This is a genomic window from Micromonospora sp. NPDC048040, from assembly GCF_055587185.1.
The window spans coordinates 174,534-191,508 of record NZ_JBVJGT010000011.1; the positions used below are offsets into that span (position 1 = coordinate 174,534).

Sequence of the window (16,975 nt, forward strand, 5' to 3'; positions counted from 1 at the left end):
CGGTGACCGGCGTCCTCCCATTGTGGTGCCGATTCGGAAATGTCGAGGGGCGCTTCGTGCACGAATTGACGACCTGGTTGTCCGGTACGGCCGACCCGCGCACTTTTCCCTACCCGGCGGTGCTGCACGAATTCCATCGGGTCGGCAAACACTTCGTCGAAAAGGAACTCCTCGCCCTGCTCGACGAGACGCGGGCGAGGGTGGCCGGCGCGACGGCGGCCGGCGGCGACGAGGCGCGGCTGTTGACCGACTTCCTCGACGTGACGCTCGACAAGTGGGACGGCCGCTACGACTACCGCAGCTACCTGGCCCTACGCCTGCTCCGGCTGCCCTGCGGCGCGGACGACCCGCCCCCGGCCGAGGACGACGCCACCTCGCGGCGCGCCCGTGACCGGCTGTTCGTCCGCCTGGTCGCCGACGCGTTGGCCTTCGAGTTGGCCGCCGCCGCCCACACCACCGACCTGCTCCCGCAGCAGCGTCCGGGGCCGCCGGTGGTGACCAAACGCTGCCGCCTCGGCGTCCGGGCCGCCCTGCCCCCGCTGGCCCGCCTCGGCCTGGTCGCGGTCGGCGACGACGAGCCGGCGACCAGCGCCGCCGCGCTGCACGCCGTCGCCGCCGAACTCGACCCTGACGGGGATCAGACGCTGCGGCTGAGCATGCTGCCGGTCCACGTGACCCACGACGAATACCTGTTCATCCGGGTGCTCCAGGCGTACGAGTGTCTCTTCGCCGGGGTCGCGGACGAGTTGCGCGCCGCCGTCGCCGCGCTGGCCGGGGCCGCGCCACGTGCGGCGGCCGACCGGCTGGGGTACGCCGGGGACCTGCTCGGCGCCGCCGGCCCGCTCTTCTCGCTGCTGGCCACCATGCAGGCGGAGTCGTTCCGGACGTTCCGGCAGTACACCGAGGGGGCCAGCGCCATCCAGTCCCGCTCCTACAAGCTCGTGGAGTCGCTCTGCCGTACGCCGGAAGGAGACCGGCTGGACTCGGTGGCCTACCGGTCGGTGCCGGAGGTGCGGTCCCTGGTGCGGGCCGGCCAGCCGACGATCGACGAGGCGTACCGGTCGGCCGTGCGTGCGGGCCGGCTCGACGGCGCGGACCGCACGCTGGTGGCGCGGCGGATGGAGACGTTCGCCGGGGCTCTGTTGCAGTGGCGGCGCACCCACCACCGGATCGCCACCCGGATGCTCGGTCCCCGCTCCGGGACCGGCTACACGGAGGGCACCCCCTATCTGGCGGCGGTCCGCGACGTGCCGGTCTTCACGGTCGGCACCGCCGATTCCCGCCCGATCGACCCGATTGGAGGCCACACCGCGTGAGTCGATCCCACCCCGCGCCCGGGCCCGACGCGCCCCGGTGCCTCGACGCCGCCACGCAGGCCGCGCTGCGCGCCGAGTTCCCCCTGCTGGAGACCTGTGTCTACCTGAACAACAACTCCACCGGCGCGGTGCCGAGGGGCGCGGAGCGGGTGCTGCACGACTACTGGGAGACGCTGCGCACCTGGCGGGACGACGTGTGGCAGGGCTGGCACGTCGGCCTCGACCGGTACGCCGACTCGGTGGCGGCCCTGATCGGCGCACCGCCGGGCAGCGTGGTCACCGACGCGAACCTGAGCACTCTGCTCGCCCGGGTGGCGTCCTGTTTCGACTACCGCCCGCCGCGCGACCGGGTCGTCACCACCGACCTGGAGTACCCGACGGTGCCGTTCGTCTTCCGGGCGTTCGGCCGCTACGGCGCCCGCCTCGACGTGGTCGGCACCGGCGGTCCGCACCTCGACCAGGAGGCCCTGGAGGCGCGCCTCGACGAGCGGACGCTGCTGGTGTGCGTGTCGCACGCCAGCTTCACCTCCGGCGCCACCGTCGACCTGCCCCGCCTGGTCGCCCGCGCCCACGACGTCGGCGCGCTGGTGGTGGTGGACGCCTTCCAGACCGTGGGGGTGGTGCCGATGGACGTCACCGCCCTCGGTGTCGACGTCGTCCTCGGCGGCGCGCACAAGTGGCTCTGCGGCGTCGGCACCGCCTTCCTCTACGTCCGCCCCGACCTGGTGCCGGAGCTGGCGCCGGCCGCCACCGGCTGGCAGGCCGGCGACCGGGCGTTCACGTTCCAGCCGTCCACCGGCTGGGCGCCCGCCGCCCGGCGGTTCGCCGGCGGCACGCCGTACCCGGTCACCTCCCTGGTCTCCCAGGTCGGCCTGGACCTGCTGGCCGGGATCGGCACCGAGGCCATCCGGCGGCAGTCGCTGGCCCTCACCCAGCGGGTCCTGGACCGGGCCGGCGCGGCCGGCATCGCGGTGGTCAGCCCCACCGCGCCGCATCGCCGTGGCGGCGTGGTCTGCCTGGACGTCCCCGACGGCGAGGCGGTGAAGCGGCGACTCGCCGCCCGTGACCTGATCTGCAGTTGGCGCGGCTACCTGCGGGTCGGTCCGCACGTCTACAACACTCTCGACGAGGTCGACGCGTTCATGGACGCGCTGGAGAAGGAGCTGCACCGGTGACCGTCACCCTCTCGCCGCGGGCGCTGATGAGCCTGCTCGCCAACGGTCCGAAGGCCATGGACGTGCTGGAGACGGCGTTCGGCATGGGCCTGCTGGACGCGCTGGAGCCCGGGCCCGTCCGTCTCGACGCGCTGGCCGCCCGGTTCGGGGTACGCCCGCTACGGCTCTACAAGTTCCTCGACTGCCTGGAGAGCCTGGGCTTCCTGACGCGCGACGAGCCCGACGACGACATCGGCACGACCAGCTACCGGGCCGTGCCGGGGCTGCGCGACGCGGTCGCCGCGGTGGTCGGCCCTGGCGCGGTCGAGCGTGACCGGGACCGCTATCCCTGGCGGCGGCTGCACGGCCGGCTGCCCGAGAGCCTGCGCGGCCAGGTCAGCATCGGCGACGACGACTTCGCCTGGCCGCCGAAGACCGACGCGCAGACCGCCGACTTCGAGCGCAGCATGGCCGTCGGGCTGGGACCGGTGATCGAGGCGGTGCGGCGGCACGCCGATCTGCTGTGGCCGGACCGGCGTCGCCTGCTGGAGGTGGGCGGCGGCGACGGGACCCTCGCCGCGCACGTCCTCGACACCGCGCCGGGCCTGCGGGCCGACGTCTACAACCTGCCGGCGGTGGCGCCGTTGGTGGCGGCCACCCGGGTCGCGCGGGGGCACACCGAGCGGCTGGGGTTCGTCGGCGGCGACTTCCTGACCGAGCCGCTGCCCAAGGGGTACGACGCGATGTCGTTCGTGCGGGTGCTGCACGACTGGCCGAACGAGGTGGCCCGTCACCTGGTGGAGCAGGCGTACGCGGCGCTGGAGCCGGGTGGGCTGCTGCTGATCTGCGAGGAGTTCCGCACCCCGGACCGGCTGGCGATGCAGTTCTTCTGGAGCTACTTCCTGATCGGCGTGGACAGCTGCGTCAGCCGGCTGCGCGAGGCGGAGTTCTACACCAAGCTGCTCGCGGAGGTCGGCTTCGAGCGGGTGGCGGTGCTGCCCGGCACCTGGGAGCTGGTCGTCGCGTACAAGCCGACCCCGGCCGGCTGACCGGCCCCGCCCCGGCCGCGCCTTCCGCCCTTCTTCGTCGCCTTGCGCGGCCCGGTCGAACAGCAAGGTCGGCCTCGTCGCGCCTGACCGACCGCAGGGCCGTCCCAGGTCTCGACGCCCCTGCGCAGGGCGGATCACCCGGACCGGGTGGGGCGGGCTCACCCCGGTGCGGGACAGAGTGTGGTGACCCACGACAGCCAGGGAGGGCACCATGACGCTCCGCTCCAAGGTCAACATCGCGCCGACCGACGACGTGCCGCTGAAGCCGGCGCATGGCTACCGACTGCGCCGGCAGCGGCATCCGATCGGTGTCCGGGGCGGGCCGCGCCGAGCCCCGCGCGGCTACCGACTGCCCGACGCGGAGCGGCGGCAGATCCGGGCCGCGTACGACCTGCGGGAGCGGCAACTGGTCCGGGCACTGGTGACGGCCGCCGGTCAGCCCGGCGACGCGGCGGAGAACCTGGCCGGGCAGTTGGAGCAGCGGCTGGACGCGCTGGTGCACCGCGCCGGCTTCGCCCGCACCGTCGGCGAGGCCCGCAGCCTGGTCGAGCACAACACGTTCACCCTGGACGGCGGCAAGGTCAACCGCCCCTCGTACCTGGTCCAGCCGGGGCAGATCATCCAGGTACGCCCGGAGCGGCAGTGCCCCACACCGGCCGTGGTCGCCGCAGGCGGGTTCCGCGACGTCGAGGCCCCGCCGTACCTGGAGGTTCGGCCGGAGGAATTCACCGCGACACTGACCCGGGAGCCGCGCCGACAGGAGGTGCCCGACCTGCGCGACGTCCCGCTCACCGTCCGGTCCGACTAGGGCACGTATCGGGTTGTGATCAACGGCGCGGCATTTCGGCCACCTTGCCGTGCGACACCCGCACCGGCGGCGCGCGGAGTTCTACACCAAGCTGCTCGCGGGGGTCGGCTTCGAGCGGGTGGCGGTGCTGCCCGGCGCATGGGAGCTGGTCGTCGCCTACAAGCCGACCCGGCCGGCTGACCGGGTGCCCCGCTCCCCCTGTTCGGGAGAGCGGGGGCAGTTCCCGGTCGGTGGTGCCACCGCGCCTAACAGTGCCCGACGGAGGTCTGGTTGTAGACGTAGGACGAGTGGACCAGCCACCTGCCCGCCAGTGGGACACTCCGCACGAGGAACCAGCGGGTGCTCGGGTAGTTGCCGTCGAAGTTGGCGGCGTCGAACCAGCACGACATGGAGACCTGGTAGCCGTTGTTCAGCCACACGTTGGTTCCCGGGGTGCAGGCGCCGTCCCAGCACCTCACGAGGACCTGGCTGCCCTTGGTGTTGTGGACGCAGGAGACCGGGCTGCACGGAGCTGCGCTGGCCGGTGCACCCGGAATCAGGATCGACGCGACCAGGACGGCGACGACGCCGACGATCCGGTGGATCGTCCTCGGGGCGCCCGGCTTCCGCTGCTCGGCTCGCGTCGGTGTCGGCATGACCATGAGAAGTCCCTTCTATCCCAGGCAGTTGGTGGAGGAAGCGGCGCACGTGCCGCTGTCGTCGTACGGGTGCCGGAAGTCAGTTCCAGCTCGAGCACCAGGGGACGAACGCCTGGATCGGTACCTGCGCGGCGCTGACCCAGCCGGTCTTCCAGCCGGCGGTGGTGTTCGCGGTGACCTTGAACCAACGGTTCGTGGCCGGCTCGCCGGCCCACTCGCCGTCGCGCCAGCACCAGGTCCGGTCCCACTGGTCGCCCACCACCGACCCCATGACGCCGTTGGGGCCGGCGCCGTCGGGGCACTGGATCTGCCGGACCGACCCGCAGACGCGGACGTTCGTGTGGTTGAGGACGTAGCTGAGGTCGCCGGCGGCGGCCTGTGCCGGCTGGGGCACGGCGAGACCGGCGGCCGCGACCGCGGTGAGCGCGGCGGCGAGCCGGCGAGGTCGGATGATCAGGTTTGCGCGCATCGCTCCACCGTCCTGTCCGGTGTCGGGGTTCCGGCCTCCTGGCCGGTGCCTGCTTGACGGTAGAAGCCGACGCGGGCCCGCGACGGCGGTCTTGCAGCCGCCACCGCCGGCTGCAAGAGGCCGGACCCTGGTGGGATTCAGCGCGACGCGCTGCGGCGGACGTACCCCGGCCGGTCCAACCACCAGGACGCCGAGCGGCGCGCCGTCGCCGGGAGCCTCGGGTCGGTGGCCAACTGCCGGAGCAGGTCGTCACGGCCGTTGATGCCCAGCGAGTAGATGATCGCCTCCAGCACCGGCCGGTCTCCTCCGGTGCGTTCTGGCGGGCCCGCCAGCCGCCCGGCGGCATGCTCGACCACCGTACGGGCGACCCCGTCCCCGAGGTGCCCGACGGCGTGGGCGGCGGAGACCCGCACCGCCGTCGGGACGCCGTCGGCGATCGCCAGCCGTTCGACCAGCGGCTGTTGGCGCCGGTCGCCGAGGATCCGCAACGAATCCAGGATCGCCTCGGCGAGGGCGGGGTCGTGACGGAGCCGACCGCCGCCGAGTTCGTTGGCGAGGGCGGCCGCGAGCGCGGCGCGATAGGGGGTGGCGGCGACCAGGAAGCGGGTGTAGAGGCGGACGTCGGGCGACGGGTGGAACAGCGTGTCCTCGACCAGGACGGGAAGAATCGGATCGGCGCGGAGCACCTGGTCGTGGGTCGCTTCCGCGCTGGCCGCGTACGCGATCCGGGCGGCGAGGGTCTGCTGCCGCGCCAGGGTGTCGGGCGGGGTCGTGACCGGGGTGCGGTGACGGGCCAGGAACTGGCGGTACCGGCGGTCGCGGTCGAGCGAAAGTCCTGCGGCGAGTTGGGCGGCCAGGTGCGCGGTGTCGCGGTCCGCAAGCAGGTCGACGACCAGGGGAACGAGGTCGGCGACCTGCTCCTCGGTGAAGTGCCCGACGGTGAGCTTGCGCATCGCGGCGAGGAGAGCGCCTACTCTGGCCCGCTGGTGGGTCGGGTCCCGCAGTTGCGCGAAGACGTGGCGGGCGGCGTCCGGGTGTCCGGTCGCCTCGAGGGCGCACACCGTCTCGATGAACACCTGGTTCTCGCGGTCTCGAGCGAGGCTGGCACAGCTGTCGATGGCGGCTTGGCAGCCGACGGGGTGGGCGAGCAGGCGGTTGAGCGCCTCGTGCCGTTGCAGCCAGTCGACGCCGTCGGACATGACCATCTCCGCGACCAGCCGGTCGGTGATCGTCGACCAGCTCGCCGACGGCACGAGCCGGATGCGGGGGTCGGCGACGAGGGCGGCGGTGAGGTCGTCCCACTGCCCGCCGGTGAGCGGCACCGCGGTGACAGCCAGGTCGAGCAGGTTGTCGAGACCCTCGGACGGGTCGTCGGGGAGGGTGTCCCGGCAGAGGGTGAGCCGCAGCGGCTCGGCGGCCGCGACATACCGGTAGAGGTTGTCCAGCGGGGCGACGAGGGTGTTCGGCGGCAGGAGCAGCAGTTCCTCGTAGCGGCGGACGGCGGCATGGGGCACCGGGGTGAAGCCCGACTCCCAGCGGGACACCCGGCTCTCGCTGACCGGGCCGTGCGGCCACGATCCGCCGCCGAAGGCTGGAGCGAAGCGGGACGCCCGGCGCAGGTCGGTGATCGGCGAGAGCACCCGGTTGGTGCGGAGGAGCCATCCGACCGTGGGCGCGAGGCCGGTACGGCGGACCAGTCCGCCCGACACGAGCGGTGGCCGCCGCATCCACCCACTGTAGTTTCCACAATGCGGCGACGGCTGTCGGCCAGACGACTGGCGCGGTCGGCCCTCGCCCGCCGCTGCGGTCCGGCCCGGACACGCGGCTCGCTCCCCGGCCGGACGGCGTCGCCGTGTTCGCGGTGCACGACGCCGACCTCGACGAGGGCGGCGCCGTCGAGGCGGGTTGCGTGTCCACGCTCGGCGAACTCGCCGGCTGTAGCAGGCGGAAATCTCCCGCCGCGGTGTTCCTGGGAACGGGATCGTCGGCCGGGACGCGTCAGGCGGATGCCGTTCGGCTCGCCAGCGCACGGGAGAGCCTGCGGACGGCCTCGTCCATGAGGTCGGGTGGCGCGGCCGCGTAGGTGAGGCGCAGGTGCGGGGCCGGGGGTTCGGCGGCGTACCACGGCCGCCCGGGAAAGACCACGACGCCCTCGTGGGCCGCGGCGGCGGCCAGCACGACGTCGTCGGTGCCGTCGGGCAGGCGGGCCCACAGGTGCAGGCCGCCCCGCGGAACCACCTGCGGGGCGAGTGGGGGCAGGTGCCGCCGCAGCGCGGCCAGCAGTGCCGCGCGCCGCGCCTGCAACGCGGCGCGCACGGTGCGGCGGTGACGCGCCCACGCCGGGGAGGTGACGAACTCGATCGTGGCCTGCTGCAGGGGGCCGGCGACGAAGAAGTCGTCGAGCAGCCGGCCTGCCCGCAGGCGGGCGCCGGCCGGGCCACGGGCGCCGATCGCCGCGACGCGGAGCCCGGGCGCGGCGGACTTGGTCAGGGAGCGCAGGTAGACGACGTGTCCATCGGGGTCGTCGGCGGCCAGTGGAGGTGTGGCCTCGCCGTCGATGGCGAGGTCCCGGGCGTAGTCGTCCTCGATCAGGAACGCCCCGGCGTTGCGTACGGCGGCGGAGACCTCGGCGCGGCGGTGGGCGGCCAGGGTCGCGCCGGTGGGGTTGGCGTACAGCGGCTGGCAGTAGAACAATCGCGCGCCGGTGCGGGTGAACGCGGCGGCCAGTTGGTCGGGCCGTACGCCGTCGGCGTCGGCGGGGACGGGCACCACCCGCAGTCCGGCGGCGCGGGCCGTGGCCAGCGCGCCCAGGTAGGTCGGCGACTCGACGAGCAGGGTGTCACCGGGGGCGGCGAGCGCGCGGAGTGCGGAGGAGAGCGCGGCCTGCCCGCCCGGGCAGATCACCATGTCGCCGGCGCTCAGCCCGCCTCCGGCCTCGCGGGCGAACCAGGCGCGCAGGTCCTCGCGGCCCTCGGCCGGGCCGCGTTGCCACGACGCGGGCTGTCGGGCGGCTCGGGCCAGCGCGGCACCGAGCGCGGCGGCCGGTTGGAGATCCGGGCCCAGGTAGCCGCCGGACAGCGGTATCGCGTCCGATGGTGGTAGCGCCAGTAACGCCTGCATGTCCTCCTCGCCGGGTGGGCGGGGGCCGAGCGCCACGGTCTGCCAGGACAGGTCCGAAGCGGGCTGCCGCGTGGGCGCGGCGGCCACGAACGTGCCCCGCCCTGATCGCGCCTCGACCAGTCCCTGTGCGGCGAGCTGCCGGATCGCCTCGGTGACCGTCACCGGGGAGGCCTGGTGGCGCGCGGTGAGCTCGCGTACGGACGGCAGCCGGTCCCCCGGGTCGGCCCTGGCGACGAGCGCGCGCAGATCTTGGATGACGCGCTCGGCTGCGTTACCGTTACCCATGAAGGGTAAGAGTAGCGCTACTGCCGTGAGTACGGTAACAGCGGATCGCACCGTCGGGCTCGCCCTCGGCGCGCTGGGCGTGCTGGCCTTCAGCATGTCGCTGCCCATGACCCGCGTCGCCGTGCAGGAGCTGGACCCCTGGTTCGTCGCCTTCGGCCGGGCCGTCGGCGCAGCGCTGCTGGCATGGGCGTACCTGAGATCCACCGGCGCGCCCCGGCCCAGCCGGGGTCAGTGGCGGCGCCTGTCGATCGTCGCGCTCGGTGTCGTCGTCGGCTTTCCGTTGTTCACCTCGCTGGCCCTGACGACGCAGACCTCCGCGCACGGCGCGGTCGTCGTCGCCGTGCTGCCGGCCATGACCGCGATGTTCGCGGTGCTGCGCGCCGGAGAGCGTCCGCCGCCGCTGTTCTGGGCCGCGAGCATCGGCGGGCTGCTGGCGGTCCTGGCGTTCCTCATCGTCAGCGGCGCGGTCAGCGGCGCCCTGTCCCTCGCGGATCTGTACCTGCTCGCGGCGGTCGCGCTGTGCGGCCTGGGATACGCCGAGGGCGGCGCGCTCGCCCGCGAACTGGGCGGCGCCCGCACGATCTGCTGGGCATTGCTGCTGTCGCTGCCCGTCACCCTGCCCGTCACGGCCGTGACCGCCACGGTCCACCGACCGCACGCCGGCGCCGTCGCCTGGGCAGCGTTCGGTTACCTCACCGCGGTCTCCATGTTCCTGGGCTTCTTCGCCTGGTACGCGGGCCTCGCCCGCGGAGGCATCGCGCAGGTCGGACAGATCCAGCTCGCCCAGCCCGTCCTCACCCTGACCTGGTCGGCGCTGCTGGTCGGCGAGGCCGTCGCCCCCGCCTCGGTCGCCGCGGCGCTCGTGGTGCTCGCCTGCGTCGTCCTGACCCAGCGCTCCCGCACCGGAACACGAACCGCTGCTCCGTCGCCGACGGGCGAGCCGGGCGGTTCCGGCGCGAGACCCGTCGTGGCGTCGGCAGTCCACCCGTCGCCGGATCCGTCCTGATGCGCACCGGCACCACCTGGCGCGCCCGGCGGGGCGGCGTGCGCGGGCCGCGTCGACGGTGACCCGCTGGTTCTCCCGCCGCTCGGCGCGGTCCCGGCCGGGCGCGTCGCCAATGAAGGATTCCGCCGCCCCGAAAGCCCGGAATCGCAAACCGTTTACACCGCCGTCGGCCGCGAGGTATGTTACGGGCCATCCATCGAACACCATCTATAACAAATCGATGTACTGAGGGGTGGAAGATGACTGGTCGACGCGCCTCACGGCGTACGCACGGGCTGCTCGGCGCCATGCTCGCCGCGGCTCTGGTCCTGTCCGGTGAGTCGGTCCTGGCGGCTTCGCCGGCATCAGCCGCCCCGGACCGGGGCTCGGCCGCATCAAGTCGGTTGGCCACCGCGTTCGACACCGCCGCAGGACGGTACGACGTTCCCCGCGATCTGCTCCTCGCCCTCGGCCACGCCGAGACGCGACTCGACGGGCATGGCGGCAGACCGAGCGCGGCGGGCGGTTACGGCCTCATGCACCTGGTCAGCAACCCGAACCTGCACACCTTGGACGAGGCGGCCCGGCTGACCGGGCTCGACCGGGACACGCTGCGCGCCGACCCGACCGCGAACGTCGCCGGGGCCGCCGCCGTCCTACGCTCCTACGCCGACCAGGCCGGCCTGACCGCCGTCGAGCGCCAGGACGTCAACACGTGGTACGGCTCGGTCGCGCGCTACGGCGGGGCAAGCACCCCGGCGCTCGCCCGGCTCTACGCCGACGCCGTCTACGACCTGCTCCGAACCGGCTTCGAGACGGCACAGCCCGAAGCGTTGGCCGTTCCCGGCCGTCCGGTCGCGCCGCAGCGGGGCGCGCTCGCCGAGGCGGCGGGCGGGGTCGGAACCCTCAGCACCGACTACGGACCGGCCGCGTGGGCGCCGGCCAGCCCCAGCAACTACACCGTGGCCAGCCGGCCCGGCAGCCACCCCGTCAGGTACGTCGTCATCCACGTCACGCAGGGCAGCTACGCCGGATCGATCAGCTGGTTCCAGAACCCGGCCGCCAAGGTTAGCGCGCACTACACGTTCCGCTCGTCCGACGGGGCGGTCACCCAGTCCGTGCGCGAGAAGGACATCGCCTGGCACGCCGGCAACTGGACGTACAACACCCAGTCCATCGGCATCGAACACGAGGGCTACGTCGACAACCCCGCCTGGTTCACCGACGCGATGTACCGGGCGTCCGCGACCCTGACCCGCAACCTGGCCAACAAGTACGGCATCCCCAAGGACCGGGCACACATCATCGGCCACAACGAGGTGCCGGGGGCCACCCACACCGACCCGGGCCCACACTGGAACTGGACCTACTACATGGAGTTGGTGAACGGGAAGACCGGCATCGGCTCCGGCACCGTGAACACCGGAGGGGCCGGCCTCAACGTCCGCTCGGGACCCGGCTCCGGCTACGCCATCGTCGGATCCGTCGCCGACGGCGCGACGGTCAGCATCTACTGCCAGGCCGTCGGCACCACCGTCACCGGCACCTACGGCACCACCAACGTCTGGAACCGGATCGGCACCAACAGGTACGTCTCGGACGCCTACGTCCTGACCGGCCACGACGGCTTCATCCCCAACGTGCCACGGTGCTGACCGCCCCTGCACCGAACCCGGGCGGAGCGGCCCCCCGCCGACGGTCGACGCGGTGAGAGGATCTGGAGAGCCGAAGGACACAAGGGAGGATTTCGTGCGCTACGTCGATGGCCCGACGGTGGAGTGTGACCTGCACCTGGCGGCCGATCCGGCCCGGGTGTGGGAACTGGTCACCGACATCGAGCTTCCCACGCGGTTCAGTACGGAGCTGCGCCGGGTCCGATGGCTCGACGGCAGCCGGGGGGCGGCGCTCGGCGCCCGGTTCGAGGGGCACAACCACCATCCCGCGCTGGGCGAGTGGCGGACCATCTCCCACGTCGTGCGGTTCGACGAGCCGCAGGTCTTCGGCTGGGTGGTGCTCGACCCGGACAACCGCTTCGGTGGCGGCCCCGCCGACCTGCGGCACCCCGCCGCCACCTGGCAGTTCCGGCTCACGCCCGAGGATGACGGCTGCCGGCTGGTCCAGTCCGTGCGGATCGGCCCCGGCCGCAGCGGGGTGAGCCTGGTCATCGACCGGGCACCCGAGAACGAGGAGCAGATCATCGAGAACCGGCGGGCCGCCCTGCGGGACGCCATGACCGCCACGTTGCAGGGCATCCGGGGCCTCGCCGAGCAGCCGCGCTGACCATTCCGACGGCGCGGCCCGGCCACCACCGGATTCGAGCCTTCGGCGACGTCGAGCAACACCGCCGCGGCGGTGGGCGGGCCGCACTGGTGGCGCAGCGAGTGCGGCCCCGCTCTACGGCACCGGGAAGTCCAGGTGCGAATGCCGGTCGGGACGCGCAGAGACCACGTCCATGACCTGCGCCGCCACCGCGGAGGGGCGGCGGTCACGGAGATCCAGGACGTTGCCGGAGACACTCACCCGGTTGGCCACGAGCAGCCGCATGATCGCCAACAGGGCGTCGAACCGGCCGGTCAGGTCGAACCGGCGACCGTCGGGTCCGATCACGACGGCCGGGCTCGCCCCGACGGCGAGGGTGGTGCGCGCCCAGTCGATCTCGTACGACCGGCGGCCGGGGCCGACCCGCACGACGAGCTGCTTCGTGCGGTGCAGCAGCGCGAGGTAGGTCATCGGCACCGTCAGTTTCTTCCCGAGGTCGATCGGGGCGGTGCCGTCGGCGGGGAAGACCCGCAGGACGGTCTCCAGCACCGGGCCGGCGTACTGGAAGGTCTTCGTGCCCCGCAGTTCCAGGAACCGGCCACGGACGAGGTGCCCGCCGTGGCGGGCCCACCGGCGGTCCACGCCGCCGAACGCCCCCTCCTGCGCGGGCAAACGGTCGAGCACCCACCTGGACTGCCCGTCCGGCACCGGCTCGGGCATCGGCCACCCGCCGGCGGCCCGCTCGACCAGGCTCTGGAGCCGCGTCGCCACGGCGGGCTCGACGCGGCGCAGGTCGATCGTGTCGCCGTCCATGGTGATCCGGCCCGCGGTCCCGGTCCCGGTGATCCGCCACAGCTCCAGGAGGAGATCCGGGCGACCGGTCAGCTCGACGTGCCGCCCGTCGAGGCCGAGCAGCCTGCACGTCCTGGCGCCCGACAGCAGGGCGCTGCGCGGCCAGTCGATGCCGAACTCCCCGGGGATGTCGGGATGGACGACGGCGACGAGTCGCCCCGCGGTGACGGCCGCCAGGCACAGGGACGGCACCCGCCACGTGTGCGTCGACTCGAACGGCGCGCCGCCGTCAGGGTGCACCCGCAGCCTGAGCCGGATGCGCGGCTTCGGCTCGTCGGGGTCGAGGTCGCCGTAGGACTGGTACGTCGCCTCCCAGTCGTCGCCGTACGACACGAGCGCCGCCTCGCGCACCTCGGCCGTGGCCAGCCGGCCGCCCTGGATGGGAATCCGGGCGCTGGGGGTCCACATGGCGAAGGTGTGATCGTCCCACTGGTGCGCCGTGGACACGCGGTCGCGGTCGGTGAGGACCGGGTGGTGCCTGCGGGTGAAGAGAAGGGCGCTCACGGCTGTCGCGAGGGTGAGCCCCAGCCCGGCGAGGAGGAAGGCCAGTGGGACGCCCCGTTCGCCCTCACCGGCATCGGTGACGCCCAGGGCGCCGCAGACGAGCAGGATCGGCCCCGCCGCCCCAAGGACGGTGAAGAGCACGAGGTTGCCGACGAACGTCCGGGCGAAACTTCGCACTGCCCCTCCTTGGCTGACGTCGGTCCTTGACACCACCGTTCCCGACGCGACTGCGGCGGACCAGTTCCAAGACGGTACAAGGCCAGCGCCTGCCGACGGCAGACCGAGAGCGGCGCAGGGTTTCGACGTCGACGGCTGGCTGGACCCGCTGGGCGTGGGCCGGCCCTCCTGACCGGGAAAGCCCGGGGGTGCCGACCCGACGCACGCCTTGTGCCCGTCCGGTCGTCCGCCCCGGTCAGACGACGTCCCTGCGTAGGGGCAGGACGACAGCCAGTAGTGCGGCGGCGAGCGCGTAGGCGATCAGCAGCCCGGCGCCGGCCTGCGGGGAGAGGAGTTGCGGTGCGGCTCCGGTCGTGTCGCTCGCCACCTGGGTGAGCGCGGTGAAGTTGGTCAGCGCGGCGGTGGCACCGCCGGGCAGGAACGGGTAAGCCGTGTTCACCCCAGGAACGAAGAGCAGCAGGTTCTCGCCCATGTAGAGGTACGCGCCCAAGCCGGCCAACGCGAGCACCTGGTTTCGGACCAGTGCGCCGATGCCCACGCCCAGTACCGTGTAGGCCGCCATCGCCACGACCAGGCGCAGCAGCAGACTGACGACGACATCGAGTGGTGCGCCGGTGGGGGTGTCCCGGACAGCCGTCCCGGCGTAGAGCGCGATGCCGGCCGCGATCGTGGTGATCAGCCCATAGGCCACCCCGGCGACGAGGTAGACGAGGAGTTTCGCGGCCAGCACGCTCCAGCGTCGAGGTGCGAACAGAAACGTGGCCGATATGGTCCGGTGCCGGTACTCGGAGGTGACCGCTGTCGCGCCGAACAGCGCAGGGACGATCACTCCGAGCCCGGCGAGGCCGAGTACCGCCCGGATGCCGGCTTCGGTGTCCAGTCCGGGCAGTGGCGGATTGACGTTCTCGGGACCGATGATGGTGAGCAGCCCGACCAGGCCGCCGCCGAAGACGACCGCGGCGGCCACCGCCCAGATCCAGAGGCGGGTGGCGAACAGCCGGCGGAACTCGGCTCGGACGAGGTGGCTCATCGGGTGGTCCTCTTTTCCCCGGTCAACTGCAGAAATGCCTGCTCCAGGTCGGTGCGGCACGGAGTCAGCCCGTACACGCGCAGGCCCGCGCCCGCTGCGGTGTCTGCGATCCGTTCGGCGCTGAGGCCATGGACTCGGAGGGTGCCCGGACCCGTGTTGTCGATCCGGGGCGGGCGACCATCGGTCGTCCCGGCATCGGCCAGTCGCGCGGCGAGGAGGTCGGCGTCAGGAGACTGGACCACGACGGCGGGAACGGTCACCGCAGCGAGTTCGTCGAGGGTGCCTTCGGCCATCAGGCGCCCGCCGCTGATCACGACCACGCCGTCCACCATCTGTTCCACCTCGCTGAGCACGTGGCTGGAGACCAGGACGGTGCGCCCCTCCTCGGCGAACTGGCGCAGGAACCGGCGTAGCCAGGCGATCCCCCCGGGGTCGAGCCCGTTGGTCGGCTCGTCCAGAAGCAGCACGGGAGCGTTGCCGAGTAGGGCCGTGGCGAGGGCGAGCCGCTGGCGCATACCCGTGGAAAATTCGCCGGTCTTCCGGCCCGCGAACCCGGACATGTCCAGAGCCTCGATGACCTCGTCCGCGCGTCGTACCGGCAGCCCGGCCATGTCGCAGTAGATCCGCAGGTGGTTCCGGGCGCTGATTCCGGGATGACAGCTTGATGCGTCCAGGGCCGCGCCGACGGTACGAGCCGGCTGCGGCAGTTCGACGTACCGTCGGCCACCGATGAGCGCGTCGCCGGAGGTGGGCCGAATCAATCCCAGTATCATTCGCAGGGTGGTCGACTTCCCGGCGCCGTTCGGGCCGAGGAAACCGGTGACCCGCCCGGGCTCCACGGTGAAGCTCAGGTCGGTGACCGCCGGGACGGCACCGAACCGCTTGGTGAGGTTGCGCACCTGCACCCGTACGCCGTCGGACGTCTTCGTGATGCTGGTGAGCGGTTTGTCGTGGTCACTGGGAACCAGCCTTTGGATCTTGGGCATGAGGCATCGCCGTTCGAGGTGGGGTGAAAAAGGGACCGGTGGCCGCCGGAGCGGCCACCGGCCGGGAAGCGACGGACGGACTGGTCAGGGCGTCCGCGTGGCCTCTTCGATGAGCCGAACCGTGGCGTGGGGGTCGCTGACCTGGACGACGAGGCGGCTGTAGCGTTCGTCGGTCAGTTCGATGACGACGGCCTTCGCTGGATCGCGGACGTCCCAGAACACCCGCTCGCCGTCGTGGTGGAAGGTGCCCGCGACGATGACCCCGGGGAGGTGGGCTCCCGGCGCTCGCAGGCCCTTCGGCTCCTTGACGATCCCCGGGTCGGCGGTCGCGCCCCTGACGTTGACCAGCGGGATGGTGAGCCGGCTCTTCAGTGCCCAGAGCTTGTCCATGCCTTCGATCTCCACGACGAGGGCCTCGCCGTCGACATACACACGTGCCATATCTGTCTCCTCAGATCTCGTGGTGGCTGAGCTGGTGGGCCACTGCCCTGCCGGCTTCGGTGGTTTGCGTATCGGAGGTGCCGGCCCTGGCCCGCAGGCGCAGACCCAGCACGGTGGCGGTCAGCGCGGTGGTCAGTGCCTCGACGCGAGCGGTTCCGTCGGCGCCCGGATGTTCGGCGATCAGGACGCGACCGAGGGCCTCGTCCATCTCCCGCAGGCACTGGGCGACCACTTCGGCGACCTCGGGATCGACCGGGGCGCGCTCGACCGCGGCCCTCAGGAGCAGGTCGAAGCCGGGTTTCGCCGCGTCGGTGGCGAGTACGCGATGCATCGCCTCGGTGATGTCGCCAGCCGCCGCGACGGCCGTGACGAGTGGTCGCACCTGGTGCTCCACGTGCCAGCGCAGCGCCCTGGTGTAGAGCCCGCCCTTGCTGCCGAAGGTCTTGTACAGGCTGTTGCGATGGACGCCGAGGCTGGCCACCAGGTCGTCGACGGACGTGCCGTCGTATCCCCGCTCGGCGAAAACTCCTATCGCCGCCTGGACAGCTTGATCCTCGTCGAACCCACGTGGTCTCCCCATGTCAGCCACAGTAGCGGGTTTAGGAACGACCAGTCAAGAACGATCGTTCCTAAATTCCGTGGGCCCTGTTCCGCCCCTACCGTCGAGCCCTGGCCCGACGCCGGCTGTCGATCCCGCTCCGGCCGAACGCGTCGGCGCGCCCCCAACGGCCCGGAATGTCGAGCAGTTCGATCCGGCCGATCGCGGCCGGCAGAGCGGGGTCGACCGCGAGGTGGTCCTCGTGCGGATTGAGGCCGAGCATCGTACGGAGGAACAGCAGGGTCGCTCCGGCCGACCAGCCCTGCGGGCTGCAGGCGGTGGGGTACTCGACGGGGTACTTGGT

General features: G+C 72.7%; 16 protein-coding genes and 1 pseudogene. 7 read left to right on the forward strand and 10 right to left on the reverse strand.

All coding sequences use genetic code 11. The features are described 5' to 3' along the window. The first annotated feature begins 56 nt into the window (after positions 1-56). From ACZ6O2_RS14605 to rpsD, 4 genes are all read left to right on the forward strand, one after another. Positions 57-1,316: a tryptophan 2,3-dioxygenase gene (locus ACZ6O2_RS14605; RefSeq protein ID WP_466023166.1), complete on the forward strand. Its 1,260-nt coding sequence runs from the start codon at positions 57-59 to the stop codon at positions 1,314-1,316. Continuing rightward, on the forward strand, positions 1,313-2,491 hold the full coding sequence (locus tag ACZ6O2_RS14610) for an aminotransferase class V-fold PLP-dependent enzyme (RefSeq protein ID WP_466023167.1): 1,179 nt from the start codon (positions 1,313-1,315) through the stop codon (positions 2,489-2,491). The genes ACZ6O2_RS14605 and ACZ6O2_RS14610 overlap by 4 nt, the downstream gene beginning before the upstream one ends. Continuing rightward, positions 2,488-3,519, forward strand: coding sequence for a methyltransferase (locus ACZ6O2_RS14615; protein ID WP_466023168.1), 1,032 nt, complete (start codon positions 2,488-2,490; stop codon positions 3,517-3,519). The genes ACZ6O2_RS14610 and ACZ6O2_RS14615 overlap by 4 nt, the downstream gene beginning before the upstream one ends. 211 nt (positions 3,520-3,730) lie before the next feature. Continuing rightward, positions 3,731-4,327, forward strand: coding sequence for a 30S ribosomal protein S4 (gene rpsD, locus ACZ6O2_RS14620; protein ID WP_350704577.1), 597 nt, complete (start codon positions 3,731-3,733; stop codon positions 4,325-4,327). Positions 4,328-4,572: 245 nt separating this feature from the next. On the opposite strand, the gene ACZ6O2_RS14625 is transcribed toward rpsD, so the two are convergent. The 4 genes from ACZ6O2_RS14625 to ACZ6O2_RS14640 all read right to left on the reverse strand — a co-directional run bounded on the left by ACZ6O2_RS14625 (position 4,573) and on the right by ACZ6O2_RS14640 (position 8,839). Continuing rightward, positions 4,573-4,968, reverse strand: coding sequence for a hypothetical protein (locus ACZ6O2_RS14625; RefSeq protein WP_350704579.1), 396 nt, complete (start codon positions 4,966-4,968; stop codon positions 4,573-4,575). A 76-nt stretch (positions 4,969-5,044) separates the two neighbouring features. After that, positions 5,045-5,434, reverse strand: a complete 390-nt coding sequence (locus ACZ6O2_RS14630; RefSeq protein ID WP_466023169.1) for a hypothetical protein — start codon at positions 5,432-5,434, stop codon at positions 5,045-5,047. Positions 5,435-5,571: 137 nt separating this feature from the next. Beyond that, complete coding sequence (locus ACZ6O2_RS14635) at positions 5,572-7,161, reverse strand: hypothetical protein (RefSeq protein ID WP_466023170.1); 1,590 nt, start codon at positions 7,159-7,161, stop codon at positions 5,572-5,574. Positions 7,162-7,432: 271 nt separating this feature from the next. Next, entirely contained in the window at positions 7,433-8,839 is a 1,407-nt protein-coding gene (locus tag ACZ6O2_RS14640) for an aminotransferase-like domain-containing protein (RefSeq protein WP_466023171.1), read from the reverse strand. A gap of 25 nt (positions 8,840-8,864) precedes the next feature. Here ACZ6O2_RS14640 and ACZ6O2_RS14645 point away from each other — a divergent pair, with 25 nt between their 5' ends. The 3 genes from ACZ6O2_RS14645 (at position 8,865) to ACZ6O2_RS14655 (ending at position 12,104) form a co-directional block, all read left to right on the forward strand. After that, positions 8,865-9,845 (forward strand): DMT family transporter, encoded by a 981-nt coding sequence (locus ACZ6O2_RS14645; RefSeq protein WP_466023172.1) that lies wholly within the window; start codon positions 8,865-8,867, stop codon positions 9,843-9,845. 239 nt (positions 9,846-10,084) lie between these two features. Further along, positions 10,085-11,479 carry an N-acetylmuramoyl-L-alanine amidase gene (locus ACZ6O2_RS14650; RefSeq protein ID WP_466023173.1) on the forward strand — a complete coding sequence of 465 codons (1,395 nt, stop codon included), beginning with the start codon at positions 10,085-10,087 and terminating at the stop codon, positions 11,477-11,479. Positions 11,480-11,573: 94 nt separating this feature from the next. Continuing rightward, complete coding sequence (locus tag ACZ6O2_RS14655; RefSeq protein ID WP_350704591.1) at positions 11,574-12,104, forward strand: SRPBCC family protein; 531 nt, start codon at positions 11,574-11,576, stop codon at positions 12,102-12,104. A gap of 114 nt (positions 12,105-12,218) precedes the next feature. On the opposite strand, the gene ACZ6O2_RS14660 is transcribed toward ACZ6O2_RS14655, so the two are convergent. The 6 genes and pseudogenes from ACZ6O2_RS14660 to ACZ6O2_RS14685 form a co-directional block, all read right to left on the reverse strand. Continuing rightward, a complete protein-coding gene (locus tag ACZ6O2_RS14660; RefSeq protein WP_466023174.1) occupies positions 12,219-13,616 on the reverse strand; it encodes a hypothetical protein in 1,398 nt (465 codons plus the stop codon). Positions 13,617-13,851: 235 nt separating this feature from the next. Continuing rightward, a complete protein-coding gene (locus tag ACZ6O2_RS14665) occupies positions 13,852-14,646 on the reverse strand; it encodes an ABC transporter permease (protein WP_466023175.1) in 795 nt (264 codons plus the stop codon). Next, positions 14,643-15,632: an ABC transporter ATP-binding protein gene (locus ACZ6O2_RS14670; RefSeq protein WP_466023176.1), complete on the reverse strand. Its 990-nt coding sequence runs from the start codon at positions 15,630-15,632 to the stop codon at positions 14,643-14,645. The genes ACZ6O2_RS14665 and ACZ6O2_RS14670 overlap by 4 nt, the downstream gene beginning before the upstream one ends. 84 nt (positions 15,633-15,716) lie before the next feature. Next, on the reverse strand, positions 15,717-16,073 hold the full coding sequence (locus tag ACZ6O2_RS14675; RefSeq protein ID WP_350704599.1) for a hypothetical protein: 357 nt from the start codon (positions 16,071-16,073) through the stop codon (positions 15,717-15,719). A gap of 10 nt (positions 16,074-16,083) precedes the next feature. Next, positions 16,084-16,653: a TetR/AcrR family transcriptional regulator gene (locus ACZ6O2_RS14680; RefSeq protein ID WP_466023177.1), complete on the reverse strand. Its 570-nt coding sequence runs from the start codon at positions 16,651-16,653 to the stop codon at positions 16,084-16,086. 76 nt (positions 16,654-16,729) lie between these two features. After that, positions 16,730-16,975, reverse strand: a pseudogene (locus ACZ6O2_RS14685) (glycogen debranching N-terminal domain-containing protein); the annotation flags it as partial.